The sequence below is a fragment of the Aeromicrobium sp. JJY06 genome, from assembly GCF_044069275.1.
Classification (GTDB): domain Bacteria; phylum Actinomycetota; class Actinomycetes; order Propionibacteriales; family Nocardioidaceae; genus Aeromicrobium; species Aeromicrobium tamlense.
This window is the reverse complement of sequence record NZ_JBIMRD010000001.1, coordinates 1,594,458-1,619,967: the sequence shown is the minus strand read 5'-3', so window position 1 is coordinate 1,619,967 and position 25,510 is coordinate 1,594,458. Positions and strand designations below refer to the sequence as shown.

Sequence of the window (25,510 nt, the reverse complement as noted above, 5' to 3'; positions counted from 1 at the left end):
CACGCTGTCCCCATGCCCACCGCCGTCGTCACCGGAGCCAGCAGCGGGATCGGCGAGGCCACGGCCCGCGCCCTGTCGGCCGCCGGGTTCACCGTCCTCGCCGCCGCCCGACGCCGTGATCGCATCGAGCGACTCGCCGAGGAGATCGACGCGATCGCCCTGCCCTGCGACATCACGAACCCCGACGACGTGGCTCGTCTGGCCGACGCGGTCGGCGACCGGCTCGACCTGCTCGTCAACAACGCCGGCGGCGCGAAGGGGATGGTCGACGTCACCGACGCCGACCTCGACGACTGGCGCTGGATGTACGAGACCAACGTGCTCGGCACCGTCGCGGTGACCCAGGCGCTCGCGCCCGCGCTCATCAACTCGGGTGCCGGCACGATCATCAACGTGGGCTCCACCGCCGGACGCGTCGCCTACGAGGGCGGCGGCGGCTACACCGCGGCCAAGCACGCGCTCGCGGTCGTCACCGAGACGCTGCGACTCGAGCTGAACGGCCAGCCGGTGCGGATCAGCGAGATCGCCCCGGGCATGGTCAAGACCGAGGAGTTCAGCCTCACCCTGTTCGCGGGCGGCTTCGCCCGCGCCGAGGCCGTCTACGCCGGCGTCGACGAGCCGCTGCTCGCGCAGGACATCGCCGACGCCATCACGTGGGTGGCCACGCGGCCGCCGCACGTGGACATCGACCTCATGGTCATCAAGCCGGTCGCGCAGGCCGCGCAGCACAAGGTGCACCGCCGGCCCCAGTAGACCGAGGCCGGCGACGCGCCTCAGTCCGAGGCGGGCGTGTCCGCGCTCGCCGGGTTGTCCGGCGTGGCCGGCGGCGTCGCTGGCGATGCGGCCGGCGTGGCGGCCTTCGTGGCCTTGCGCGCGGCGGTCTTGCGACCCTGGGCGCTCGTGCGCTTCGCGGTGGAGGTGGCGCCGGCCTTCTTCGCCGGTGCCTTCGTGGCGGTGGCGGTCTTCTTCGCCGGAGCCTTCTTGGCCGTGGTGGTCTTCGCCGTCGTCGCCTTCTTCGCGGGCGTCGCCTTCTTCGCGGTCGTGGCCTTCTTCGTGGTGGTCTTCCTCGCCGAGGTCTTCTTCGCGACGGGGGTGACCTCGGCGGCAGGGGCCGTGCCGGGGACCTCCGCGTCGACCGGTCCACTCGCGTCGGAGGCGGCCAGCGCCTCGCCGGCGAACGAGGTGGTCTCGTCGGCCTTCGCAGGAGCCTTCTTCGTCGTCTTCTTCGCGGGCGTCTTCCTGGCGCTGCGGGCGGCCGAGCCGAGGGGGTCGCCGTGCGCGGCCTCCACCGGGGAGTCCGTGGGTCGCGAGGGCTCGGCCGGCGCGGGGGTGGGCTCGGCCGGCGGCGGCGTCGCGGTGGAGCCCGGCTTGACCACGTCGGGCGCCAGGCGCGCCACCATCGCGGTGAGGTCGGCGATCTGCTTCGCCGTGGTCTCGCGCACCTGCGCCAGCTCCTCGCGGACCTTCTTGATCTCCGACGAGGTGGACTTGGTGGCCGCCTTGCGGACCTTCTTCAGCTCACCGCGGAGGTCGTTGATCGTGGAGATCGTCTCGCGGAGCTTCTTCTCGACCTTGCTCGTGGCCATCGGGGATCCTCTCGGTGGTGCGGAGTCGGTGCTGCCAGCCTAGGAGGATCGGGGCTCACCCGCCTGCCGCGTCAGCGCGTGCCGGCCTCGGTGCGGCCGCGGTCGATCGAGCCGTCAGGCTTCCACCCGGGCGGCCCGAGCACGTAGCCCACGCGCTCGCGCCACGACGACGCCGCACGGACGTCGGCGGCCATCTTGCGGTAGTCGCCGTACTGCAGCGTCAGCAGGTTGTACGTCTCGACCGGGTGGGTGAGGCCGTAACGCGGCCGGTGCAGCTCGGCCTGGAACGTGCCGAACAGCCGGTCCCAGACGATGAGGATGCCGCCGTAGTTCTTGTCCAGGTACTCCGGATCCGAGCCGTGGTGCACGCGGTGGTGCGAGGGCGTGTTGAACACCCACTCGATCGGCCGCGGCAGCTTCCCGACGACCTCGGTGTGCACGAAGAACTGGTAGATGAGGTTGATCGCGAAGGCGGCGAACAGGGTCCACGGCGCGAAGCCCAGGAGCGGCAGCGGCAGCCAGAAGAAGAACTCGAACCACGGATTCCACTTCTGCCGCAGGGCGGTGCCGAAGTTCATGAACTCGCTGGAGTGGTGCGCCTGGTGGCCGGCCCAGCCGATCCGCACGCGGTGGCTGAAGCGGTGGTGCCAGTAGTAGCAGAAGTCCAGGCCCACGATCAGGGCCGGCCAGTACCACCACGCGCCGGTGTCGAGCTCGAACAGCGCGAAGTGCGCGAACACGAAGACGAAGGCGAAGAAGGTGATGATCTTGAAGACCGTGAGGAACAGGATCGAGCCGACGCCCATCGAGATGGAGGTCCGTGCGTCCTTGAGCGCGTAGCCGGTGACGTTGTCGTCGTGGTCGAGCCACTTCAGGGCCGCCAGCTCGATCGCGATGCTCAGCAGGAAGAACGGCACCGCGTACGTCAGCGGGTTCTTCATCGGGTCCAGGAGTTCGGCCAGCACCCCACCACGATACGCCGTCGCCTGTGACTACGATCACAGCCCATGGGCATCGATCCGGCGGGTCAGGTCATCGTCATCACGGGGTCCTCGAGCGGCATCGGCGCCGCGGCCGCGCACCGGCTCGCCGCGCGGGGCGCCACCGTGTGCCTGCTGGCCCGCCGCGCCGACGAGCTGGCCGCCGTCGCCGAGGCGATCCGGGGTTCCGGAGGCGACGCGCACGCCTATCCCGTCGACCTCACCGACGACGACGCCGCGCGCGATGTCGTCGGGCGGGTCCTGGCCGAGCACGGCCGCATCGACGTGCTCGTGAACAACGCGGCGCGCTCCATCCGGCGGCCGATCACCGCATCGCTCGACCGCCTCCACGACCACGAGCGCGTCATGGCCATCAACTACTTCGCGGCCGTGCGGCTCATCTCGCTCGTGCTGCCGTCGATGCTCGAGCAGGGGCGCGGGCACGTCACGATCAGCTCCACGCTCTCGACCCAGGTGCCGATCCCCCTGTTCTCGGCCTACCTGGCCAGCAAGAGCGCGCTCGAGTCCTACCTCCGGTCGCTGTCGGCCGAGCTCGGCCACCGCGGCATCACCACGACGGTCGTGCACTTCCCGATGGTGCGCACCGAGATGTCGGGCGGCACCGAGATCTACCGCGCGATGAGGATGATGGGTCCGGACGAGGCGAGCCGCTGGATCGAGCGCGCCGTCGTCTCACGGCCCTCGCGCGTGACGAGCGCGTTCGGCGTCGCCGGCGAGACCTCGATGGCGCTGCTGCCCGGCGTCGTCACGCGCGCGACGGCGCCGTTCTTCCGGCGCATGGACCGCAACCTCGCCCGTCGTGCCGCCGCCGGGGACGTGCACGAGTAACGTGGGTCACAGCGACCACCACCCCCGGCCGCGTACCAACCACACCGACAGGCCGGCACCACCCCCGCCGACCCAGGAAGAGGGAACATGAGCACGCCCAGCAGCTTCGGCACCCACCACGAGCAAGTGGTCTTCTGCCACGACGAGGCCTCCGGACTCCGGGCGATCATCGCCCTCTACTCCACGGCCCTCGGGCCCGGCCTGGGCGGCACCCGCTTCTTCCCATACGCCAGCGAGACCGACGCGCTCGCCGACGTCCTCAACCTCAGCCAGGGCATGGCCTACAAGAACGCGCTCGCCGGGCTCGACCTCGGCGGCGGCAAGGCCGTCATCATCGGCGACCCGCACACCGACAAGTCCGAGGCGCTCCTGCGCGCCTACGGCCGCTTCGTGCAGACGCTCAACGGCCGCTACTTCACCGCGTGCGACGTGGGCACCTACTCCGCCGACATGGACGTCATCGCCCGCGAGTGCGACTACGTCACGGGCCGCACGGTCGACCACGGCGGCGCCGGCGACTCCAGCGTCCTGACCGCCTTCGGCGTCTACCAGGGCATGCGCGCGGCCGCCCAGTTCACGTGGGGCGGCACGTCGCTGGCCGGCAAGCGGGTCGGCATCGCCGGCGTCGGCAAGGTCGGACGCCACCTCACCGAGCATCTCGTCGAGGAGGACGCCCGCGTGGTCGTCACCGACATCGACACCGAGGCCGTGGCGCGCCTGCGCGACCGCTTCCCGTCCCTCGAGGTCGCCGGCTCCACCGAGGAGCTGATCGCCGCCGACCTCGACGTCTACGCCCCGTGCGCGCTGGGCGGCGCGCTGAACGAGGTCTCCGTCGAGGCGCTGACGGCGAAGGTCGTCGCCGGTGCGGCCAACAACCAGCTGGCCCACGACGGCATCGGCAAGCTGGTCGCCGACCGGGGCATCGTCTACGCGCCCGACTACTGCGTGAACTCCGGCGGCGTCATCCAGGTGGCCGACGAGCTCGACCCCAGCGGCTTCTCCTTCGACCGCGCCAAGGCGCGTGCCACGGGGATCTTCGACACCACGCTGGCCGTGCTCGAGCGCTCCGCCGCCGAGGGCATCACCACGGCCGAGGCGGCCGACCGCCAGGCCGAGCAGCGGATCCGCGAGATCGGGCGACTGAGCCAGATCCACTTGGGCTGAGTCGAGGCGGGCGGGGCCCGCCCGCCGTCAGCGGGAGATAGTTAGATCGCTTAGCCTTCTAGCGTGAAAACCGTCGACCATCGGTCCTTCCCCCTCGCGCGCCTCGTGGGCCCGCGCCGATCCATCGTCGTGGTGCTGCTGGGACTGATCGTCTCCGGTCTGGTCATGGCCTTCGCCCCCGAGCCGACCTCGGGCAACGAGGCCGGCTCGAACCTCCCCGACTCGGCCGAGGCCTCGCGTGCCGCGGCGCTGCTCGACCAGCTGCCCGAGGCCGACGAGTCCCCCGCGATCGTCGTCTACTCGCGCGACGGCGGACTGTCGCCGCAGGACCTGCAGGCGCTCGGCGAGCGGGCGCAGACCCTGGGCTCCGAGCTCGACCTCCAGGCCAGCCCGCCCGTGCCGTCGGAGGACGGCGCCGCCGCGATCGTCGCGATCCCGGTGAAGTCCGGCCTGAGCAACGACGAGAACGCCGAGCTGGTCGACCGCATCCGCGAGGTCGCCAAGCAGGACCTGCCCGACGGCGTCACGGCCGAGGTGACCGGCGCCCCTGCCGTCCAGGCCGACCTCGGTGCCGTGTTCGACGGCGCCGACGTGCGCCTGCTCGCCGTCACCGCCGCGGTCGTCGCGGTGCTGCTGATCGTCACCTACCGGAGCCCGTGGCTGTGGCTCGTGCCGCTCACCGTCATCGGCATCGGTGACCGCGTGGCCGCGAAGGTGCTCGAGGGCGCCTCCGGCCTCTTCGGCTTCGAGATCGACGGCTCGATCACCGGCATCACGTCGGTCCTGGTGTTCGGCGCCGGCACGAACTACGCCCTGCTGCTCATCGCCCGCTACCGCGAGGAGCTGCGTCGCCACGAGTCCCGCCACGAGGCGATGCGGACCGCCGTCGGCGGCGCCGCACCGGCCATCCTGTCGAGCTCGGGCACCGTGATCCTCGCGCTGCTCTCCCTGCTGATCGCCGACTCCCCCTTCGTGAGCGGCATCGGCCTGGCCGGTGCCATCGGCCTGGTCATCGCGGTCGCGTTCGCGCTGCTGATCCTGCCGTCGGCGATGGCGCTGCCGGGCCGCTGGCTCTTCTGGCCGTTCGTGCCCCGCAACGGCGACGACGACCCCAGCGAGCGTGGCTGGTGGTACCGCGTGGGCAGGACCGTCACGTCGCGCCCGTGGCCCGTCGCGATCGCCTCGATCGCCGTGCTCGGCGCCATGGCCGCCGGCGCGCTGACCCTCTCGACCGGTCTCGGGCAGAGCGAGCAGTTCCTCGACACGCCGGAGTCGATCCAGGCCCAGGAGACGCTGCAGGACGCGTTCCCCGCCGGCATCTCGGCGCCCACCACCGTGGCGACCACGCCCGACAAGGTCGAGGACGTCACGGCCGCCGCGAACGAGGTCGAGGGCGTCGAGAGCGCCCGCCCCGCCGGCGCCTCCGACGACGTCGCCGAGGTGCAGGTCGTGCTCTCGGTCGCGCCCGAGAGCGAGCAGGCCCTGAGCACGATCGAGGACCTCCGCAGCGCCGTGAAGGACGCCGATCCCGACGCCCTCGTCGGAGGACCGGACGCCCAGGCGCTCGACGAGGCCCAGACCGCCGCCGACGACCGCCTCAAGGTCATCCCGGTGGTGCTGGTGATCGTCCTGCTGATGCTGCTGATCCTGCTGCGCTCGGTCGTGGCCGCGGTGGTGCTCTGCGCGACCACCGTGCTGTCCTACCTGTCGGCGCTGGGCGTCGGCTGGCTGCTGTTCGACCACGTGCTCGGCTGGTCGGCGATGGACGTCAGCACGCCGCTGCTCGCGTTCATCTTCCTGGTCGCCCTGGGCGTGGACTACAACATCTTCCTCACCGCGCGGGCGCGCGAGGAGATGGCGCTGACGCACGACGCCACCGAGTCGATCGTCAAGGCGCTCGCCGTGACCGGCGGCGTCATCACGAGCGCCGGCGTCCTGCTGGCCGCCGTGTTCACCGTGCTGGGCGTGCTGCCGCTCGTGCTGCTGGCACAGCTCGGCGTCGTCGTCGGCTTCGGCGTGCTGCTGGACACCGTGCTGGTGCGCGGTGTCGCGACGCCGGCGCTGGTGGCCCTGTGCGGCCGCCGGTTCTGGTGGCCCAGCCAGCTGTCGCGCTGAGGGAGCAGCACCGAGACCCGTGGGGCACACAGGTGCCCCACGGGTGACGATTCGGTGGGTTCCGCCCGAGGGCGGGGAGAGACGTCTGCCCTACCGCTCAACTGGCGGCAGGGCCTCCCAGTTTCTTGGCGAGATCAGCGTACTGATCCGGGATGGGATCCCCGGACTCTCCGTGAAGTTCTCGTTCGAGATCATTGAAGTCAGTGTCCAATGTCCGATACTTGAGATCGCGAGCGACCTTGGTCTGCTTCGCTTTGGCACGGCCGCGGCCCATGGGCTCGACCCCCTCGCACTCAGTGGTCCAGTATGTCGTGGTACCAGCGTACCCAAACACTCCCAGATCGCATGAAGCGGCCCCGGCTCGGCGAGTGCGGGAGCCGGGATTGCAGCGAATATTCTCAGCCGAGGGTGACGGAGCCGCCCTTGCCGTGCACATCGGCCGCCGCGACCTCGCCCGCGATCCACGCGTCGACGCCCTGATCGGACAGCAGCGAGACCGCCGCGTCGGCCGCGTCCTGCGCGACGATCGCGACCATGCCGACGCCCATGTTGAGCGCCTGGTCGAGGTCGGCCTGGGATACGCCGCCGAGCTCGCCGACGAGGGTGAAGACGGGCGCCGGCGTCCACGAGGACCGGTCGAGCCGCACCGACACCGTGTCGGGCAGCACGCGCTCGAGGTTGGCCGCGAGGCCGCCACCGGTGATGTGGGACATCGCGTGGACCTCGACGCCGTCGGCCAGCGCCAGGCACGGCTTGGTGTAGAGGCGAGTGGGGGTCAGCAGCTCCTCGCCGAGGGTGCGGCCGAGCTCGGGCACCTCGCGGTCGAGCTCCCAGCCGGCCTTCTCGAAGAAGACGTGGCGCACGAGCGAGTAGCCGTTGGAGTGCAGGCCGGACGAGGCCATCGCGATCACGACGTCGCCGTCGCGCACGAGGTCGGCGCCGAGCAGGCGGTCGGCCTCGACCACGCCGGTGGTGGAGCCGGCGACGTCGTACTCGTCGGCGCCCAGCAGGCCCGGGTGCTCGGCGGTCTCGCCGCCGAGCAGCGCGGTGCCGGTCTCGGCGCACGCCGCGGCGATGCCCTTGACGATGTCGGCGATGCGCTCGGGGACGACCTTGCCGCAGGCGATGTAGTCGGTCAGGAACAGCGGCTCGGCGCCGCAGACGACGAGGTCGTCGACGAGCATGCCGACCAGGTCGAACCCGATCGTGTCGTGGCGATCCATGCGCTGCGCGATCGCGACCTTGGTGCCCACGCCGTCGGCGCTGGTGGCCAGCAGGGGGCGGCGGTAGTCCTTCAGGGCCGAGGCATCGAAGAGGCCGGCGAACCCGCCGATGCCGCCGACGACCTCGGGGCGGGTGGCCTTGGCGACCCACTGCTTCATGAGCTCGACCGCGCGGTCGCCCTCTTCGATGGAGACTCCGGCGGAGGCGTACGAGGTCACTGGATCACCTTCAGGGGCTCGGTCCCGTTCTGCGGCAGCTCCAGCAGGTGCTTGCCGATGAGGTCGTCGTCCGGCAGTTCCACCGGGTAGATGCCGTCGAAGCAGGCGCGGCACAGGTTGTCCGCGGGGACGTGCGTCGCCTCGATCAGGTCGTCGAGCGAGACGTAGGACAGGCTGTCGGCGCCGATCGAGCGGCAGATCTCGTCGACGCTCAGGCCGTTGGCGATCAACTCGGCGCGCGAGGCGAAGTCGATGCCGTAGAAGCACGGCCACTTCACCGGCGGGCTGGAGATGCGCACGTGCACCTCGGCCGCGCCGAACTCGCGCAGCATCCGCACCAGCGCGCGCTGGGTGTTGCCGCGCACGATCGAGTCGTCGACGACGACGAGGCGCTTCCCGGCGATGACGTCGCGCAGCGGGTTGAGCTTGAGCCGGATGCCGAGCTGGCGGATCGTCTGCGACGGCTGGATGAACGTGCGGCCCACGTAGGAGTTCTTGACCAGGCCGTGGCCGAACGGGATGCCGCTCTCCTCGGCGTAGCCGATCGCGGCGGGCGTGCCCGACTCGGGCACCGGGATCACGAGGTCGGCCTCGACGGGCGCGGTGTTCGCGAGCTTGCGTCCGATCCGCTCGCGCACGCTGAACACGCGCTGCTCGTTGATCGTGGTGTCGGGGCGGGCGAGGTAGACGTACTCGAAGATGCAGCCCTTCGGCGCCGCCTCGGCGAACCGGCTGCTGCGCAGGCCGTTCTCGTCGATCGCCACGAACTCGCCGGGCTCGATCTCGCGGATGTACGAGGCGCCGACGATGTCGAGGGCGGCGGTCTCGCTGGCGATGACCCAGCCGCGCTCGAGCCGGCCCAGCACGAGCGGGCGGATCCCCTGCGGGTCGCGCGCGCCGTAGAGCGTGGTCTCGTCCATGAAGACCAGGGAGAAGGCGCCGCGCAGCTGCGGCAGCACCTCGAGCGCCGCGTCCTCGACCGAGCGGTCGCGGTAGGACGCCAGCAGCGAGGCCATGACCGACGTGTCGGTGGTGGCGGTCTCGGCGGAGGCGGACTTCGCGTCGCCCTCGGTGCGCTCGCGCAGCAGCTGGACGAGCTCGTGGGTGTTGGTCAGGTTGCCGTTGTGGCCCAGCGCGACCGAGCCCTGGGCGGTGGGCCGGAACGTGGGCTGGGCGTTCTGCCACACGCTGGCGCCGGTGGTGGAGTAGCGCGCGTGGCCGATCGCGATCTGGCCGGCGAGGGACTCCAGGGTGGCCTCGTCGAAGACCTGGGACACCAGGCCCATGTCCTTGTAGACGAGGATCTGCCGGCCGTTGCTCACGGCGATGCCGGCCGACTCCTGCCCGCGGTGCTGCAGGGCGTAGAGACCGAAGTAGGTGAGCTTGGCGACCTCCTCACCGGGGGCCCAGACCCCGAACACGCCACAGGCGTCCTGGGGGCCGGCGTCGCTGGGGTCGAGCTCGTGGGTCAGGAGACCATCTCCGCGGGGCACGGGTCCCAGTCTACCGGCCGTCGGCGCGTTCCCCGACCGGCACCGGAAAGCCGGAATCCTCATTAACAGTCAACCTTGACTGGAAGTCTTCCCTGCGGCGCTTCGGAGCACTAGCGTGTGACGCACCTCACCACCGGCCTCCAGGAGACCTCATGACCGATGCCGCCTTCATCGCCGACCACGCGCGCGCCGCCGCGCAGGCCTCGCCCGACGAGACCGGCTGGTTCTACGAAGGGCGCGAGTGGACCTGGGCGCAGGTCTGGGAGTCGGTCCGGCGCACCGCGGGCGCGCTGCGCGCCGAGGGCATCGGGCACGGCGACCACATCGCCGTCGTCGACAAGAACAACCCCGCGATCCTGCAGCTGGTGCTGGGCGCGAGCCTGGTCGGCGCGGCCACGGCGATCGTCAACTGGCGCCTCGCCGGCGACGAGCTCGACTACACGATCAACGACGCCGGCGCGAAGCTGCTGTTCGTCGGGCACGAGCTGCTCGACCAGGTGGAGGTCATCCGCGAGAAGCTCACCACGGTCGAGCGGATCGTCGTCATGGGCGGCGACGCCGACGAGTTCGAGGCCTGGCAGTCCGCGGGCGAGCCCCTCGAGCAGGCCGACGACGTCACCGCCGACGACCCGGTCGTCATCATGTACAGCTCGGGCACGACCGGACGCCCCAAGGGCGTGCTGCTGACCCAGCGCAACCTCGTCGCCCACACCGAGGCCGCCGACACCGGCATCGCCTACGGCGAGGGCGCCAAGATGCTCATCGCGATGCCGATGTTCCACGTCGGCGGCACGTCCTACGCGATGTTCGGCCTCAAGAACCGGGTGCCCGGGCACATCATCCGCGAGGTCGAGCCCACCGCCCTGGCCGGCGCGATGATGTCCGGCGTCACCCACGCGTTCCTCGTGCCCGCCGTGGTGGCGATGCTGCTGCAGGCCGGGGCCGACGCGATGAAGCTCTTCAGCGGCCTGCGCGGCTTCTCCTACGGCGCGGCGCCGATGCCGCTCACGATCCTGCGCGGGGCGCAGGAGCACTGGCCCGACACGGCGTTCTACCAGGTGTACGGCCTCACCGAGTTCTGCGGCGTCGTGACGATGCTGCACGACGACGAGCACCGCGACCTCGAGCACCCCGAGCGCCTGCTGTCGGCCGGCAAGCCGATCCCCGGCGTCGAGGCGCGCGTCGTCGACCCGGCGACGCTGCAGGACGTCGCTCCCGGCGAGCCCGGCGAGCTGTGGTTCCGGACCGACCAGGCCACGCCCGGCTACCACGGCAAGCCCGAGGCGACCGCCGAGCTCTATGCCGGCGACGGCTGGGTCCGCACCGGCGACATCGGGCGGATCGACGCCGACGGCTACGTCTACGTCGAGGACCGGATCAAGGACATGATCATCACCGGCGGCGAGAACGTGTACTCCCCCGAGGTCGAGCGCGTGCTCTCCGAGCACCCGGCGCTCCTCGAGGTCGCGATCATCGGCGTCCCCGACGACACGTGGGGCGAGTCGGTCAAGGCGGTCGTCGCGCTGCGGCCCGGCGCCGAGGCGACCGAGGCCGAGATCATCGCGTGGGCGCGCGAGCAGCTGGCGCACTACAAGGTGCCGCGGAGCATCGACATCGTCGAGCTCCTGCCGCGCAACCCCTCGGGCAAGATCCTCAAGCGCGACCTGCGCAAGCCCTACTGGTCGAGCGGCCGCCAGGTCTGAGTCAGGAGACCGACTCGATCACGACGTCGTTCTTCGGAGCGACGCCGTCCGCGCCGTTGCCCTCCTCGGCGATGGCGCGGGCGGCCTCCATCCCGGCCTCGTCGACCGTGCCGAAGACCGTGTAGGCGGCGGGCAGTGCGGCGTCCTCGAGGACGATGAAGAACTGCGAGCCGTTCGTGTCGGGGCCGCTGTTGGCCATGGCGAGCGTGCCGGCGGGATAGGTCTCGTCGCCGGTCAGCTCGTCGTCGAAGCTGTAGCCGGGGCCGCCGGTGCCCGTGGCGGACGGGTCGCCGCACTGCAACACGAAGCCGGGCACGAGGCGGTGGCACTTCGTGCCGTCGAAGTAGCCCTGCTCGGCGAGCGACGCGAACGAGTTCACGGTGCACGGCGCGGTGTCGGGCGTGAGCGTGAGGCCGAAGTCGCCGCGGTTGGTCTTGACCGTGAGCTGCTCGGGGGCGAGCAGGTCGGACGGCGGGAGCTTCGCGTCCTTCGCGGCCGCGGACTCCTCGACGTACGAGCACTCGCTCGAGCCGGCGTCGGAGTCGTCGCCGCCTCCACAGGCCGCGAGGAGCGGGAGGGCCAGGACCGACAGGAGCAGGAGTCGCACGCGCATGGGGAAGACCCTAGCGAGCGGCTTCAGGGGACGAGCGGCAGCAGTGGCGAGAGGTCGGATCGCTCGCCACTGGCCCGCACGGACGCGTCGGCCCAGGCGAGCCGGCCGCGCGCGAGGGCGATCCAGGTCTCGGCGTCGGTCTCGACGACCGCCGGCGGGGTGCCGCGCGTGTGGCTCGCCCCGGCGATGCACTGGATCGCGGCGAACGGCGGGATGCGGACCTCGACACTGTGCCCGGGCGCCTTGCGCTGGAGCAGGGCCAGCAGGTGCTTCGTGGCGGCCTTGAGGTCGGCGCGGTCGGCCTCGCCGGCGTCGATGCGCGCGCAGATCTGCGCGAACTCGGCGGGGTCTATCGGGGTCAGGGTGCGCGCCACCCGGTCACCCTATCCGGCCCACTGAACGAGGTTTCCTGTCACTTCGCGGGGTTTGCGAACCTCGTGAAGTGACGGTTTCCCCGGTTAAGCGGGGAAACCGTCACTCCGGCAGCCGCAGCGCGGAGTGGCGGGGGCGGGGGGCGGCGGGGCGGCCGGCGAGGTACTCCTCGGTGCTGACGCCGCGGACGTCGGCGGGGTCGCGGCCCTCCTCGGCGAAGACCCGGCGCGCGATGTCGGCCCACGACTCCACCGGGCCGCGGCCCGTGACGTGGTGGATGCCGTACGGCGCCTCGGACCGCAGCAGGTCGACGATGCCCTCGGCCAGCACCGACGCGGGCGTCAGCCGGCCGTGCTGGTCGTTCACCACCGACGGCGAGACGCCCTCGCGCGCGAGCCGGCGCATCGTGTCGACGAAGTTCGCGCCCTCGCCCACGACCCAGCTGGTGCGCACGAGGTAGTGCCGCGGGACGACCGACGTCACCGCCTCGGTGGCCGCCTTCGTCTGGCCGTAGACGCCCAGCGGCGAGACGGGCTCGTCCACGCGGTGCTCCTCGACCGTGCCGTCGAAGACGTAGTCGCTCGAGACGTTGACGAACGTCAGGCCGCGGTCGTTCGCGATCCGCGCCATCGCGGCGACCCCGGTGACGTTGATCGCCCAGCACAGCCGCCGGCCCTCGGGCGTCTCGGCGCCGTCCACGTTCGTGTAGGCGGCGGCGTTGATCAGCGTGCCGACGCCGCTCCAGTCGATCGAGTCGAGAGTCTCGGGGCGCGCGAGGTCGACCTCGGGGAGGTCGTGGAACTCGGCGTCGGGCAGCACCTGCTGCAGCGCCCGGCCGAGCTGGCCGCCCGCGCCGATCACGACCGTGCGTCGCGGCGCCATCGGGGCGACCTCGGCCAGCAGCGGGTGGGCGCGGTCCTTCTCGGACATCTCGCCCACCGGCAGCGGCCACGGGATCGCGACCTCGGGGTCGAGCAGGTTGACGTTGGCGTAGACCGCGTCGGGGCTCCAGTGCTCGTTCACGAGGTACGAGTACGCCGTGTCGTCGTCGAGCACCTGGAACGAGTTGGCGACCCCGCGCGGCACGAAGACGGCCGTGCGCGAATCGAGCTCGGTCCAGAAGGTGGCGCCGAACGACTCTCCCTCGCGCAGGTCGACCCACGCCCCGAACGCCCGGCCCGCCGCCACCGACACGTACTTGTCCCACGGCTCGGCGTGGATGCCGCGGATCGTGCCCGCGGCGGCGTTGAAGGAGACGTTCTGCTGCACCGGCCCGAAGTCGGGCAGGCCGGCCGCGACCATCCGCTCGCGCTGCCAGTTCTCCTTGAACCAGCCGCGGTTGTCCTCGTGCACGTCCAGGTGCACCACCAGCAGGCCGGGGACGGGTGTCGTCTCGATCCTCATCGCGCTCCCCTACTGGCCCAGCGCCGCGTACTTGGCCTCGGTGGCCGCCTTCGCGGGCCGCCACCAGTCCTCGTGGTCGCGGTACCACTGCACGGTGTCGGCGAGTCCCGCCGAGAAGTCGGCGAAGCGCGGCGTCCAACCGAGCTCGGTGCGCAGCTTCGTCGAGTCGATCGCGTACCGCAGGTCGTGACCCGCCCGATCGGTGACGTGGTCGAAGTCGTCGGGCTCGCGACCGAACAGCGCCAGCAGCGCCTCGACCACCTCGCGGTTCGACCGCTCCCCGTCGGCGCCGATCAGGTAGGTCTCGCCCAGGCGGCCGCGCTCGAGGATCGTCAGGACGGCGGCGTTGTGGTCGTCGACGTGGATCCAGTCGCGCACGTTGAGACCCTCGCCGTAGAGCCGCGGCCGCACGCCGTCGATGAGGCCCGTGATCTGGCGCGGGATGAACTTCTCGAGGTGCTGCCACGGCCCGTAGTTGTTGGAGCAGTTCGAGATCGTCGCGCGCACCCCGAACGACCGCACCCACGCCCGCACCAGCAGGTCCGAGCCGGCCTTCGTGGACGAGTACGGGCTCGACGGGTTGTAGGGGGTCGACTCGGTGAAGCGCTGCGGGTCGTCGAGCTCGAGGTCGCCGTAGACCTCGTCGGTGGAGATGTGGTGGTAGCGCACGTCGTGGGCGCGGACGGCCTCGAGCAGCGTGTACGTGCCGACGATGTTGGTGTCGAGGAACGGCCGCGGCCCGACGAGCGAGTTGTCGTTGTGCGACTCGGCGGCGAAGTGGACCACCGCATCGGCGCCGGTCACGAGCGAGTGGACCAGCTCGGCGTCGGCGACGTCGCCGACCACGAGGCGCACCCGGTCCTCGGGCAGCCCGGCGAGCGACTCACGGCTGCCGGCGTAGGTCAGCTTGTCCAGGACGGTGACGTGGTCGTCGGAGTGCTCCACCACGTGGCGGACGAAGTTGGACCCGATGAAGCCGGCTCCCCCGGTGACCATCAGTCGGCGCATGGGGCCGAGCGTAACGCTGATCGAACCCCCTCCGGGGCGGTCTTGGCCACAGTAGGGTGCACCCATGCGCGGCATCATCCTGGCCGGAGGAACCGGATCGCGGCTGCACCCGATCACGCTCGGGGTCAGCAAGCAGCTGGTGCCCGTCTACGACAAGCCGATGATCTACTACCCGCTGTCGACCCTCATGGCCACGGGCATCCGCGACATCCTGGTGATCACGACGCCCCACGACGCCGAGGCGTTCCAGCGCCTGCTCGGCGACGGGTCGCGGTTCGGGATCAACCTGACGTACGCGCAGCAGCCGTCGCCCGACGGCCTCGCGCAGGCGTTCCTCATCGGTGCCGACCACATCGGCGACCAGGGCTCGGCGCTGGTCCTGGGCGACAACATCTTCTACGGCGCGGGCCTCGGCACGAACCTGCAGCGGTTCGACCAGACCGTCGGTGCTGCGGTGTTCGGCTACCACGTGGCCAACCCGCGAGCCTACGGCGTGGTGGAGTTCGACGCCGAGGGGCGGGCGATCTCCCTGGAGGAGAAGCCGAGCGTCCCGCGCAGCAACTACGCCGTGCCGGGCCTGTACTTCTACGACGACACGGTGGTCGAGCGCGCCCGCGCGCTGCGGCCGTCCGCGCGAGGCGAGCTGGAGGTCACCGACCTCAACCGCACGTACCTCGACGAGGGCACGCTGCAGGTGGAGGTGCTGCCGCGCGGCACCGCCTGGCTCGACACCGGCACGTTCGACGACCTCGCCGACGCGGGCGCGTTCGTCCGCACGATCGAGAAGCGGCAGGGGCTGAAGGTCTCGTGCCCCGAGGAGATCGCGTGGCGGCTGGGCTGGCTCTCCGACGAGCAGCTGGCCGAGCTGGCCCGCCCCCTCGTGAAGAGCGGCTACGGCGGCTACCTGCTGGGGCTGCTCGGCTCCTGAGGTCCCAGCCACGCGTCGACCACGCGCGCGGCGGCGTGGCCGTCGTCGAGCGGGGCGTACCGCTGGCGGAACGCGCGCGCCTGGTCCGACGAGGCTCCCGCGAGCGCCTCGATCACCTGGTCGGTGGAGGTCGCGATCGGTCCCGGCGGCGTCTCCTGGAGGTCGAGGTAGAAGCCGCGGTCGTCGCGGTACTCCTCCACGTCGGGCACGAGCAGCACCTGGGGCCGCTCGGTGACGGCGAAGTCGAACATCACCGAGGAGTAGTCGGTGACGAGCACGTCGGCGGCGGCGAGCAGCGCCGTGATGTCGGGGTGCGCGGTGACGTCGAGGACGCCGGGTGAGCTGATCCGGCCTCGCCCCGCCGCGGCGTTGCTGTGGCTGCGGAGCAGGACGGTGGCGCCGGTGCGCTCGTGCACCCGCGCCGCGTCGAGGTGCGACACGAAGGCGCGGCGGCCCTGCTCGGTGCGGGCGGTGTCGCGCCACGTGGGGGCGTACAGGACGACGCGCTCGTCGCCGAGCCCGAGCGCCTCGCGCGTGGACTGCCGCAGGAGATCGGCCCCCTCTCCGGCGAGCGCGTCGTTGCGCGGGTAGCCCTCGAGGATGACCCGGCCGTCGAAGCCGAGCGCCTGCGGCAGCACGCCTGCGGCGAAGGAGTTCTGCGCGAGCAGCGCCTCCCACGCGCCGGCCTCGCGCGCCATCGCCGCGGTGTAGCCGGCCGAGAGCCGCGGCGAGGCGATGTCGCGGCCGATCCGCTTGAGCGGGGTGCCGTGCCAGGTCTGGAGGTAGCGCTGACCCTCGCGGAAGCGGACGTAGTGCGGGAACTCCGCATTGTTGACGAGGTACCTCGCGTGGGTGAACGCGTCGTGCCACTCGCGGGAGTGCAGCAGGATCGGACGGGAGCCCTCGGGCACGGCGACGGAGTGGTCGGTGACGACGAAGTCGACGGGGATGCCGCGACGGACCAGCTCACGCGCGACGGGTGCCACGCTGTCGCCGGCACCGCTGCCGCCGAAGCACATGGCGACGGCACGGTCGCGCAGCGGACCGGCGTTCTGGCGGACCTCGTCGAGGAGGAGTCGCTGACGACGGCGGCCCCGGTCCTCCACGGGGATCGGGTTCCTGACGACGAGGGCGACGCCGGGCTCGCCGGAGGTCCAGCCGCGTGCCGTGACGAGCAGGTCGACGAGGTCGATCGCCCGCTCGGTCAGGGGCAGGGCGAGCGCGGCCGGGTCGGCGAGGTCGAGGGGCACGTCGGCGGTGACGGCGAACCGACCGGCGGGGATCGTGGCGGCGGCGCCGAACCGGTCGACGCGGGCGTCGAGGTGCAGTGGGGACGGCCCGCCTCCCCAGGCCTCGGAGACGGCCGCCACGGTCAGCTCGTGGTCGCCGGCGGCGAGGCGGACGCCGGACGCGGTGGGGACGACGGCGAGGGGCACGGCTCCGTCGAGCGCGGGCACGACGACCTCGGCCGTGCGGACGACCTGGTCGGACGTGACCGTGACGGTGAGGGTGATCGGCTGGCTACGGTCGAGGCCGATCGCGGTCCACCAGGACGCGCCGGTCTGGTCGGCCCACCGCTCCCCGCTCTCGGCGTCGGCGACCGGGTCGGGCCGCATCGTGACGTCCGCCTCGACGGTGCCGTCGCTCGTCGTCGCGGTCACCGCGACGGTGTCGGCGTCGGGGTCGAAGGCGAGGCCGGAGATGAAGCTGGTGCCGGCGACGTACACGGGCGACGAGCCGGCGGCCTCGACGGTGACGCGGAGGGCGAGGTCGTGGTCCTGCGCGGCGAGCAGCCAGCCGGGAACCTCGACGCCCTCGCCGAGGTCGATGCGATGCGTGCCGCGATGGACGAGGAACGAGGGCCCGTGGACGGTGCGCGACTCTGCCAGCCGGTCCACGGTCTCGCGGTCGCCGTGCGCGGCCGCGTAGAGGGCCGCGCGGTCGCGGACGGGCAGGTCGAGCCAGTCGGCGCGGTTCCAGGTGGCGGCTCCGGACTCGACCTCGGCGACGAGGGCCCGCCATTGCTGGGCGTCGAGCCGGAAGGCGGTGCGCACGCGCTTGGCGAGGGCCGGCGGCGACGGGGCGTCGCCGTGCCGGCGCAGCCGCTGCACGATCCTGCGCACGAGATCCATCCGGTCAACCTACCGATCGGTGGGCGCGGGTCGGGTCACCCGGTGAGGCTCAGGGGTCGGTAGTGGTGGTTGCGTCGCCAGGGCTCGCCGGGACGCCGGCGAAACTCGACGATCTGGTCGGTGGGATGGAGTCGGAGATCCCAGTCGCGGTCGTGCACCTCGTGGTGGTGGCGTGAGCAGAGCAGCACCCCGTCGTCGACGGTGGTGGGACCGCCGCGTGACCACGGCACGAGGTGGTGGCTCTCGCACCAGCCGGGTGACCGGTCGCAGCCGGGGAAGGCACAGCCGAGGTCGCGCTGCGCCAGTGCCCGTCGCTGGGCGACGGAGTGGAGCCGCTCCTCGCGCCCGAGGTCGAGGACCTGGGACTCGCCGCTCAGCACCAGGCGCAGGATGCCCGCGTCGCAGGCGAGGCGACGGAGCTGGCCGGCGGAGACGGCCGTGCCGTACTCGGTGACCCCGGCACGGTCGGTGGCGCCTCGCAGGCTGGCCTCGTCGACCGTGACGACGAGCGTGGCCGGCACGCCGCCGTGGTTGCCGAAGCCGTCCTTCGGCAGGTGGCGCACGAGCCGGACGAACGCCTCGCCCTGGGCGCGCCGACGATCGATGACGCCGTCCTGCTTGCGGGGCGCCGTGGCGGAGTCCATGAGGGAGCGCAGGAGGTCGCCCGTGACGGCGTCGACCTCGAAGCCGCCCTTGACCAGGCCGGTGGCGGGATCGGGTCGGGTCATCCAGAACGAGGCCTCGGCGGCCTGCTGGCGCTCCTCGCGGTCGAGGAGCTGGTTCTCGATCGCGTCGGCGCGGCGCACGTCGACGACCTCGACCGCGCGGCGGGCCTTGCGGCGCAGCTGCTCGAGTGGGAGGTCGGGCGCGGCCGCGGTGAGGTCGGACCCGACGGCGCGCCGCTCGTCGGTGGTGAGGTCGGCCGGAAGGCCTTGGAGGGCGTCGGTGACGATGCGGGCCTTGTCGGCCGACATTCCGTCGCGACCGAGGGCCTCGCGCAGCACGGGCGCGGTCTCGAGCTGCTGGGCCAGGCGGACCTGCTGGGCCGCCTCGCGACGCGAGACCCCAGCCTCCCGGGCGACGAGCGCGGCCATCGAGATCTCCCCGGCCGCACGGTGCGCCTCGGCGCGGGAGGCCTCGGCCATCGCCGCGAGCCCCAGCGCCGTGGCCTTGCGCACGAGGTCCTGCGCCAGCCGATTCAGCCGGACGAGCTCGTCGGCGGTGAGCTCGGTCAGGTCGCACGCCAGCGCCGCGTCGGGCGCCTGCGGCCCCGACTCGATCTGACCGAACACCCGATGCACGCGTCCCCCGACGACCCTCGAACTGCTGTTCTGAGTCTACCGCATTGGGCCCAACACAACAAGCATCAATCCGAGCTCGATGCGTGGTCGCGCTGCCACCAGGAGGTCAGCTGCTCGCGCGGCACCTGCGGCTGCACGACCACCTTCAGCCGGCGCGGCCCGCCGAGCGCGAGGTACCCCTGCCGGTCCTCCAGCTCGACGTCCCACGGCAGCTGCAGCGCGAGCGACTGGTCGACGAGGCCGTGCACCTCGTGCTCGCCGATCTCGGCCGGGACCTCGATCGCCGCCGGGTCCCTCAGGTCGCCCTCCCACGGCACGACCTCGTCGATCGTCAGCGCCCACGGCTCCTCGCCCGTCAGAGCGACGTCGCCAGCCCGCTGGCGGATCGCGGCCGAGCCCGTCGGATCGATCCGGGTGACGACCTCTCGACGCGTTCGTCCGCGATGTGTCACCTCCAGCACGAGCTCCGACGAGTCGACGTCGTCGAGGTCGGGCAGCTCCAGTTCGAGATCCCAGACGCTGTCCTCGTTGCTGCGGCGGGTGGTGCGGACCCGATGGCCGATGAACTCCGCGGAGGGCGCCACGGTGAACTCGCGCTCCCAGCCCGTGATGTCGCGCAGCCAGGCACGACACGTCGGCGCATCGCCGTCGACATGGCGCAGCCACGCGGCGACCCTCAGGCGCAGGCCGGACTCGTCGAGGTGCGCCCGCAGGATCGTCGCGTCGAGCGGCGTCTGCCGCTGCGACAGGACACGCGCCTCGTCGGGCACGTCCGGGTCGCCCGTGAAGGGAAAGACCAGCGCGGGCTCCCCACCCACCTCGTCCGATCGGAGCGAGGCGAGCTCGAACCCGCCTTGCTCGACGAACGTCGCGACGTCGGACGCGCGTCCGGCCCGCAGCAGCGCGTAGACGACCCGCGCCTCGGCCGGCGCCTCGGCGAGATCGAGGTCCGGCTCCGCCAGCAGGTCGAGCGCCCCGCGGAACAGCCGCTCGCGATACCCCTCGTCCTCGACCTTCGCGAGCGTGCGGAGGTACCGCGGCACGTCGTTCGACAGGACCTGCGAGGCGCGCGCGGCGCGGGCACCGGGCACAGTGTCGAGCGCATCGAGACTCAACGCGATCGCGTCGAAGAACGCGCCGATGGACCGCTCGGTGGCCTCACGCGTGATGGAGCCGGGCCGCACCCGCCAGAGGTACGTGGGGTACGGCACGAGGTCGATGCGATCGGCCGCCGCGAACGCCCGCGCCGTGACCTCCTGGTCCTCGTAGAGGACGCCCTCGCGGAACGCCAGACCGGCACGGTCCCAGAAGCTGCGGCGGTACACCTTCGACCACGCCGTCGCCTGCGCCAGGATCTCGGGGTGCTCGTGCGCGACGACGGTGCTCGTGCGCTCGTCGTAGAACTCGGCGACCCAGGGCGGCGTGGGACTGATGGATCCCAGGTCGCGGAACTGCTGGTACGGCAGCAGCGCATAGTCCGCACTCGTCCTCTGCAAGGAGTCCAGTGCTTCCCACAGACCGATCGCGTTCACCCGGTCGTCGGAATCGACGAACGTCAGGTACGGCGCCGTGGCGTGCTCGATGCCGGTCATGCGCGCGGCACTGAGGCCGCCGTTCGGGCGGGTCACGACCGTCACCCGAGCATCGCGGCGGGCGTGCTTCCGCGCGATCTTCGCACTGCCGTCCGGCGACCCGTCGTCGACCACGATGACCTGGAACGGCGCCTCCGGCTGTTCGAGGATCGACTCCAGGCACTCCGCCAGGTACTCCTCGACGTCGTACACCGGCACGATCACGCTCAGCAGCGGCTCGGGAGCCGCCTTGCGGAACAGCCTCACCCGTCCCACCCGAGCAGCCCGTCGACGGCGCGCTCGGCGGCGTGCCCGTCGTGGAACCGGTTGAACCGCTGGTTGAACGCGGCATACGCCTCGGCGTACTCGGAGCTCCACGCGGTGTCGCGCACGAGTGCCGCCAGCTCGCCGGAGTCACGCACGACCGGACCGGGTGCGGACTCCTCGAACGGGAACAGGAAGCCGCGCAGCTCCTGCTCGTACTTCTCCAGGTCGGGGACGAAGAAGATCATCGGCTTGCCGGTGATCGCGTAGTCGAACCGCACCGACGAGTAGTCGAGGATCGCGAGGTCGGAGGCCAGCACGAGGTCGTTGATCTCGGGGTGGTCCGTGACGTCGACGACGCCTCCCCCGCTGCCGTGGCGCTGGTCGGACCGGGCGACGGAATGGTGGCTGCGCTGCAGCACGACGACGTCGTCGCCGAGCTCCTCGGCGAGCGCCTTCACGTCGAGCAGGCCGGGATCGGCCGACGTGTTGTCGCCGCGCGACAGGTCCTCGCGCCACGTGGTGGCGTGCAGGACCGCCACTTGGTCGTCGCGGATGCCGAGCAGGCGGCGCGTCGCGCGGCGCGCCTCGTCGGCGTCGTCGGCCAGCAGCGAGTCGGTGCGCGGCAGACCGTGGTCGAACGCCGGCCCCTCCCAGTCGTAGGCCTCGCGGTAGAACTCCGCCGCCTCGGGATAGGGCAGTGCGATCACGTGCCAGTAGGCGGAGCGGCGCTCGGTGGCCTCGTACTGCGCCTTCCACGGCGCCATCCGGCGCGCGAAGTCGGGCCGTCCCATGCGCTTGAAGGGCTGGCCGTGGAAGGTCTGCAGGTAGACCTGGCCCGGCCGCAGGCGCGTGTACGTGCCGACCTCGGTGTTCTTCACGAGGTACTTCGAGGCGGCGAGCGCCGAGTACCACTCGCGGGTGCCGGCCACCACGCGCTTGGCGCCCTCGGGCAGCGGCACGGAGTGGTCGACCGCGCCCCAGTAGAGCCGCATCCGCGGGTCGCGGCGGTGCAGCTCGCGGTGGATCGCGGCCTGGCTGTCGGTGGCGACCTCGGCCCAGTAGCACTGGAACATCGCGGCGCGGGCGTCCACGTCGACCTCGAGCGCCGCGTAGGCCTCGCGCAGGTCGCGCTGCCCGTACATCGCGTTCTCGTCGCGCTGCCGCGGCTTGATGAGGCGCAGACCCACGTCGGTGGTGTGGCCGACGAGAGGTCCGTCCTCGAGGTCGGTGGGCCAGCCGGCGAGGTCGGCCGAGAGCGGCAGCGCGTCGCCCTGGGACACGACGGCGTAGTCGCCGACGGGCAGCGGCAGGGCGCCACGGCCCCAGCGCTCGGCGGTGGCCGGGAAGACGGCCCGGAAGCTCGAGCCGAGGCGAGCGAACTCGGTGGCCTCCAGCGTCACCGACGCGGACTCCAGCGTCGGCGCGGCATCGAGGCCGCGGCCGTTGACGACGATCGTGCCGCGCTCCAGCGAGATCGTGTCGACGGCCGGTCCGATCGGGTCGGGCGCGGCGACGAGGCCCACTCGACCGGTGGCGGTGCGGCCGGCGAGCCGGACCTCCACCTCGACCTCGAGCGCCTGCTCGGGACCGAGCCGCGAGAGCGCCACGTCGACGGCCCAGGTGCTGCGGTCGTAGGTCTCGCGCCAGGTCGCGGCGCCGCCGCGGTGTCCGGAGGTCTCCCCCGTCCACTCGGCGCGGACGCCCGGCGTGAGGACGGTCAGCTCGGGAACGGCGCCCGGGACGTCGATGTGCGCGAAGCCGGCCCGGAACACGGCCTCGAAGCGGTCGCCGACGACGCGCGACCGGACGACCTCGCCGGCGAACCGGGTCTCGGAGTCGGCCAGCACGAACGCCTCGCGCGGGATGCTCGGGTCGTCCCAGCCGGGCAGGTGGGCGACGGGCTCGCCCTCGTGCACGCCCGCGGCGAACTGACGGACGTCGGTCAGTCCGAGGTTCAGCGCGGCGTGCAGGGCGTCGAGGTCGTCGTGCTCGAGGTGGTGCAGCGCGACCTTCGCCCACGACGGCAGCCGGCGCACGAGCTGCGTGCGGTCGACGCCGTGGAGGAGCTCGGGGAGCCGGGCGAGGAGGTCTGCCTCCACGCTGCCGTCGACGTCCTTCGGCAGCCGGCGCACGAGCGGCGGCAGCTCCTTCGCGAGCACGTCGAGGGGCTTCGCCGGACCCGTCGCGAGGTCCAGCACCCGCCGCGAGAGCGACCGCAGCCTGCCCATGTCACCTACGCCTTCGACGAACATCCCGGACGGCGTCGATGCTATACGCTCGCCGCGTGTCGCCTTCCCCTGCAGCACCGGGCGCGCCCGCCGCGGCCTTCCCCGACGGAGCCTGGTTCTCGGTCGTGGGCAACGTGCGGCTCGGCGCCGGCGGCCAGACCCGGATGGTGCTGCTGCGCCACCGGCTCTTCCTCGCCGCCGGACTCGACTTCCCGATCCTGACCTACAACCCCGTGCCGTCGTACGAGCCGATCCGCGCGGGCCTGCGCGCCGACGGGCTGCTGCTGCCCGAGAGCCGGCTGCTCAACCTCCACGAGGACCTCCGCGAGCGCGACCTGGGCGCGCTGCCCGCGGTCGAGGCTGCCACCGTGCCCGCGCCCGCCCGGACCGAGGACGACGCCGAGGACGGCTACGTGTGGCGCCGCCGTCACCTCGACGCCGACGGCACCGAGACCACGTGGGAGTACCTGCGCCCCGACGGCACGACCTACGCCTTCACCCCGCCTGACGTCATGGCCGGCGACACCCGCGTGCTCGACCGCGACGGCCGCGTCGTCCTGGCGGGCGACGGGCTCGGCGCGCTGTGGCGCTGGTGGACCCGTCAGCTGGCGCCGTCCGGCGGCGCGGTCTTCCTCGTGAGCGACAGCCGTTTCGTGGCCGAGGAGCTCGGCCTGCTGGACGACCCGCGCTTCGTGCTCATGCACCAGATGCACAACCCACACCTGCGCGGCGACCGGCGCTGGGACTCCCCGCTGGAGCCCTCGTACGCCTCGTCGCTGGAGCACGTCGACCGGTTCGACGCGATCAACACCCTCACCGAGCGCCAGCGCCACGACCTGCGGCTGCGCTTCGGCGACCTCCCGCAGTTCCACGTGGTGGCCAACCCGGTGGAGGCCGTGGAGCCGCCGTCGCCCGCGCCCGCCCGCGTGCCCGGGCGGATCGTCGTCATCGCGCGGCTGCACCCGCAGAAGCAGCTCGACCGCGCGATCGACGCCTTCGCGCTCGTGGCGCCGCGCCACCCCACCGCCACGCTGGAGATCTACGGCGACGGCGACGAGGAGGAGGCGCTGCGCGCCCGTGCCGCGAAGCGCGACGTGACCGACCGCGTGGTCTTCCACGGGCACGTCGCGGACGCGGCCGAGCGGCTCTGGGAGGCCGACCTCGCGTGGCTCACGAGCCGCTTCGAGGGCTACGGGCTGTTCATCCTCGAGGCGCGCATGCGCGAGTGCCCCGTGCTGGCGTTCGACGTGCCGTACGGCCCGGCCGAGCAGATCGAGTCGGGCGTCGACGGCGTGCTGGTGCCGCCGGGCGACGCCGCCCGCCTGGCCCACGCCACCCTCGACCTGCTGGCCGACCGCGAGCGGCTCGAGTCGATGCGCCCCCGCGCCCGCGCCGGGGCCATCGCGCACGGACACGAGTCGTTCCTGGCCGACTGGGCCGAGGTCGCGCGCGACGCGCTCGCCCGCAAGGACTCGCGCGTGCGCCTACGGGGTGTGACGGCCACGTTCGACGGCCGCACGGCCCGGCTCGAGGTCGACGGCGACGGCGATCTCGGTGAGGTCACGCTGCGCTGGCAGGTCTGGCAGCAGGGCGACGACGCCCCGGCCGAGCTCACCACCTCGGTGCAGCGCGACGGCGCCACCTTCACGATCAGCGCCGCACGAGCGCCCAAGGGCGCCCACGAGCGGCTCCTGCTGACCTGGCGCAACGCCACGTGGCAGCACGACGTGCCGCCGCCGCGCAGGTTCTGGCGTCGGCGGTGAGTCCTCAACCCCTCGCTCGCCTCGGCGGTGAGCACTCAACCGAATGAGGGCACCGTTCGGTTGACCAGTCACCGCTCCTCCAGACGGACGAAGGCTCAGGCGGGTGAGGGACCGACCTCGGAGGTGGTCTCCTCGTCGTCGCCCGACGGGAGGCGGCAGGCCCACTCCAGGCACAAGGCGGCGACGAGCAGCAGCAACGCTGCACCGGCGGCGGCAGCGGCACGCCAGAAGCGCAGCTCGCCGAGCTCGGTGGACGAGCCCAGGTAGGCCAGTGCGTAGCCCGCGTAGCCGCCCGTGAAGACGCCGCCGACGAGGACCGCGGCCTTGGCCAGCGCGACGAGTCGTATGGCGTGGTGGGCGGTGAAGCGGCGCTTGTCGCGGTGCAGGCGCTGCCACGTGCCCCACGCGAGGGCGCCGACGGCGATGGCCCCGCAGAGCAGGACGATCGCGGCGCCCCAGCCGGGGACGGGCGGCGACGTGCCGTCGAGGCGGACGGCCAGCGGCGGCAGCAGCCGGCCGACCACGAGACCCGACGCGACGAGCAACGCGACGTAGAGCGGCGAGCTGCGCCGGGCCTTCCTCATCGGGACG

At 72.3% G+C, this 25,510-nt stretch carries 21 protein-coding genes; 7 read left to right on the top strand and 14 right to left on the bottom strand.

Annotated elements, in window-relative coordinates; translation table 11 throughout:
* Nucleotides 1-12: 12 nt before the first annotated feature.
* Entirely contained in the window at nucleotides 13-753 is a 741-nt protein-coding gene (locus ACGWYL_RS07930; protein WP_395486886.1) for an SDR family NAD(P)-dependent oxidoreductase, read from the top strand.
* A 20-nt stretch (nucleotides 754-773) separates the two neighbouring features.
* Here ACGWYL_RS07930 and ACGWYL_RS07925 read toward each other — a convergent pair whose 3' ends face one another.
* Together ACGWYL_RS07925 and ACGWYL_RS07920 are read right to left on the bottom strand one after the other, a co-directional pair.
* A complete protein-coding gene (locus tag ACGWYL_RS07925) occupies nucleotides 774-1,586 on the bottom strand; it encodes a hypothetical protein (protein WP_395486885.1) in 813 nt (270 codons plus the stop codon).
* A gap of 71 nt (nucleotides 1,587-1,657) precedes the next feature.
* On the bottom strand, nucleotides 1,658-2,551 hold the full coding sequence (locus ACGWYL_RS07920) for a sterol desaturase family protein (protein ID WP_269305188.1): 894 nt from the start codon (nucleotides 2,549-2,551) through the stop codon (nucleotides 1,658-1,660).
* 42 nt (nucleotides 2,552-2,593) lie between these two features.
* Here ACGWYL_RS07920 and ACGWYL_RS07915 point away from each other — a divergent pair, with 42 nt between their 5' ends.
* The 3 genes from ACGWYL_RS07915 (at nucleotide 2,594) to ACGWYL_RS07905 (ending at nucleotide 6,694) form a co-directional block, all read left to right on the top strand.
* Nucleotides 2,594-3,415, top strand: coding sequence for an SDR family NAD(P)-dependent oxidoreductase (locus ACGWYL_RS07915; RefSeq protein WP_269305187.1), 822 nt, complete (start codon nucleotides 2,594-2,596; stop codon nucleotides 3,413-3,415).
* Nucleotides 3,416-3,502: 87 nt separating this feature from the next.
* Nucleotides 3,503-4,579, top strand: a complete 1,077-nt coding sequence (locus tag ACGWYL_RS07910; protein WP_395486884.1) for a Glu/Leu/Phe/Val dehydrogenase dimerization domain-containing protein — start codon at nucleotides 3,503-3,505, stop codon at nucleotides 4,577-4,579.
* A 63-nt stretch (nucleotides 4,580-4,642) separates the two neighbouring features.
* Nucleotides 4,643-6,694 (top strand): MMPL family transporter, encoded by a 2,052-nt coding sequence (locus tag ACGWYL_RS07905; protein WP_395486883.1) that lies wholly within the window; start codon nucleotides 4,643-4,645, stop codon nucleotides 6,692-6,694.
* 97 nt (nucleotides 6,695-6,791) lie between these two features.
* On the opposite strand, the gene ACGWYL_RS07900 is transcribed toward ACGWYL_RS07905, so the two are convergent.
* The 3 genes from ACGWYL_RS07900 to purF all read right to left on the bottom strand — a co-directional run bounded on the left by ACGWYL_RS07900 (nucleotide 6,792) and on the right by purF (nucleotide 9,629).
* The gene (locus tag ACGWYL_RS07900) at nucleotides 6,792-6,968 is read right to left on the bottom strand and encodes a DUF3073 domain-containing protein (RefSeq protein ID WP_179426583.1); all 177 of its coding nucleotides are present in this window, start codon (nucleotides 6,966-6,968) and stop codon (nucleotides 6,792-6,794) included.
* A gap of 124 nt (nucleotides 6,969-7,092) precedes the next feature.
* Nucleotides 7,093-8,136 (bottom strand): phosphoribosylformylglycinamidine cyclo-ligase, encoded by a 1,044-nt coding sequence (gene purM / locus ACGWYL_RS07895; protein WP_395486882.1) that lies wholly within the window; start codon nucleotides 8,134-8,136, stop codon nucleotides 7,093-7,095.
* A complete protein-coding gene (gene purF / locus ACGWYL_RS07890) occupies nucleotides 8,133-9,629 on the bottom strand; it encodes an amidophosphoribosyltransferase (protein ID WP_269305184.1) in 1,497 nt (498 codons plus the stop codon). Before purF ends, purM begins: the two co-directional genes overlap by 4 nt.
* A 152-nt stretch (nucleotides 9,630-9,781) precedes the next feature.
* Between purF and ACGWYL_RS07885 the strand changes: the two genes are divergently transcribed.
* On the top strand, nucleotides 9,782-11,332 hold the full coding sequence (locus ACGWYL_RS07885; protein ID WP_395486881.1) for a long-chain-fatty-acid--CoA ligase: 1,551 nt from the start codon (nucleotides 9,782-9,784) through the stop codon (nucleotides 11,330-11,332).
* Nucleotide 11,333: 1 nt separating this feature from the next.
* On the opposite strand, the gene ACGWYL_RS07880 is transcribed toward ACGWYL_RS07885, so the two are convergent.
* From ACGWYL_RS07880 to rfbB, 4 genes are all read right to left on the bottom strand, one after another.
* Complete coding sequence (locus ACGWYL_RS07880) at nucleotides 11,334-11,945, bottom strand: peptidylprolyl isomerase (RefSeq protein ID WP_179426591.1); 612 nt, start codon at nucleotides 11,943-11,945, stop codon at nucleotides 11,334-11,336.
* Nucleotides 11,946-11,968: 23 nt separating this feature from the next.
* On the bottom strand, nucleotides 11,969-12,319 hold the full coding sequence (locus ACGWYL_RS07875; RefSeq protein WP_395486880.1) for a sterol carrier family protein: 351 nt from the start codon (nucleotides 12,317-12,319) through the stop codon (nucleotides 11,969-11,971).
* A gap of 100 nt (nucleotides 12,320-12,419) precedes the next feature.
* Entirely contained in the window at nucleotides 12,420-13,721 is a 1,302-nt protein-coding gene (locus ACGWYL_RS07870; protein ID WP_395486879.1) for a sugar nucleotide-binding protein, read from the bottom strand.
* A gap of 9 nt (nucleotides 13,722-13,730) precedes the next feature.
* Nucleotides 13,731-14,729 (bottom strand): dTDP-glucose 4,6-dehydratase, encoded by a 999-nt coding sequence (rfbB, locus tag ACGWYL_RS07865; RefSeq protein WP_395486878.1) that lies wholly within the window; start codon nucleotides 14,727-14,729, stop codon nucleotides 13,731-13,733.
* Nucleotides 14,730-14,793: 64 nt separating this feature from the next.
* Between rfbB and rfbA the strand changes: the two genes are divergently transcribed.
* Nucleotides 14,794-15,657, top strand: coding sequence for a glucose-1-phosphate thymidylyltransferase RfbA (gene rfbA, locus ACGWYL_RS07860; RefSeq protein ID WP_179426599.1), 864 nt, complete (start codon nucleotides 14,794-14,796; stop codon nucleotides 15,655-15,657).
* Here rfbA and ACGWYL_RS07855 read toward each other — a convergent pair.
* The 4 genes from ACGWYL_RS07855 to ACGWYL_RS07840 all read right to left on the bottom strand — a co-directional run bounded on the left by ACGWYL_RS07855 (nucleotide 15,630) and on the right by ACGWYL_RS07840 (nucleotide 23,156).
* Nucleotides 15,630-17,789 carry a CDP-glycerol glycerophosphotransferase family protein gene (locus ACGWYL_RS07855; protein ID WP_395486877.1) on the bottom strand — a complete coding sequence of 720 codons (2,160 nt, stop codon included), beginning with the start codon at nucleotides 17,787-17,789 and terminating at the stop codon, nucleotides 15,630-15,632. The two genes, rfbA and ACGWYL_RS07855, sit on opposite strands and share 28 nt — an antisense overlap.
* 35 nt (nucleotides 17,790-17,824) lie before the next feature.
* Complete coding sequence (locus ACGWYL_RS07850; protein WP_395486876.1) at nucleotides 17,825-19,090, bottom strand: DUF222 domain-containing protein; 1,266 nt, start codon at nucleotides 19,088-19,090, stop codon at nucleotides 17,825-17,827.
* 65 nt (nucleotides 19,091-19,155) lie between these two features.
* Complete coding sequence (locus ACGWYL_RS07845) at nucleotides 19,156-20,928, bottom strand: glycosyltransferase (protein WP_395486875.1); 1,773 nt, start codon at nucleotides 20,926-20,928, stop codon at nucleotides 19,156-19,158.
* Entirely contained in the window at nucleotides 20,925-23,156 is a 2,232-nt protein-coding gene (locus ACGWYL_RS07840) for a CDP-glycerol glycerophosphotransferase family protein (RefSeq protein WP_395486874.1), read from the bottom strand. Before ACGWYL_RS07840 ends, ACGWYL_RS07845 begins: the two co-directional genes overlap by 4 nt.
* Nucleotides 23,157-23,212: 56 nt before the next feature.
* On the opposite strand from ACGWYL_RS07840, the gene ACGWYL_RS07835 reads away from it, so the two are divergent.
* On the top strand, nucleotides 23,213-24,919 hold the full coding sequence (locus ACGWYL_RS07835; protein WP_395486873.1) for a glycosyltransferase: 1,707 nt from the start codon (nucleotides 23,213-23,215) through the stop codon (nucleotides 24,917-24,919).
* A 95-nt stretch (nucleotides 24,920-25,014) separates the two neighbouring features.
* Here ACGWYL_RS07835 and ACGWYL_RS07830 read toward each other — a convergent pair whose 3' ends face one another.
* A complete protein-coding gene (locus ACGWYL_RS07830; protein ID WP_179426613.1) occupies nucleotides 25,015-25,503 on the bottom strand; it encodes a DUF3180 domain-containing protein in 489 nt (162 codons plus the stop codon).
* Nucleotides 25,504-25,510 lie beyond the last annotated feature (7 nt).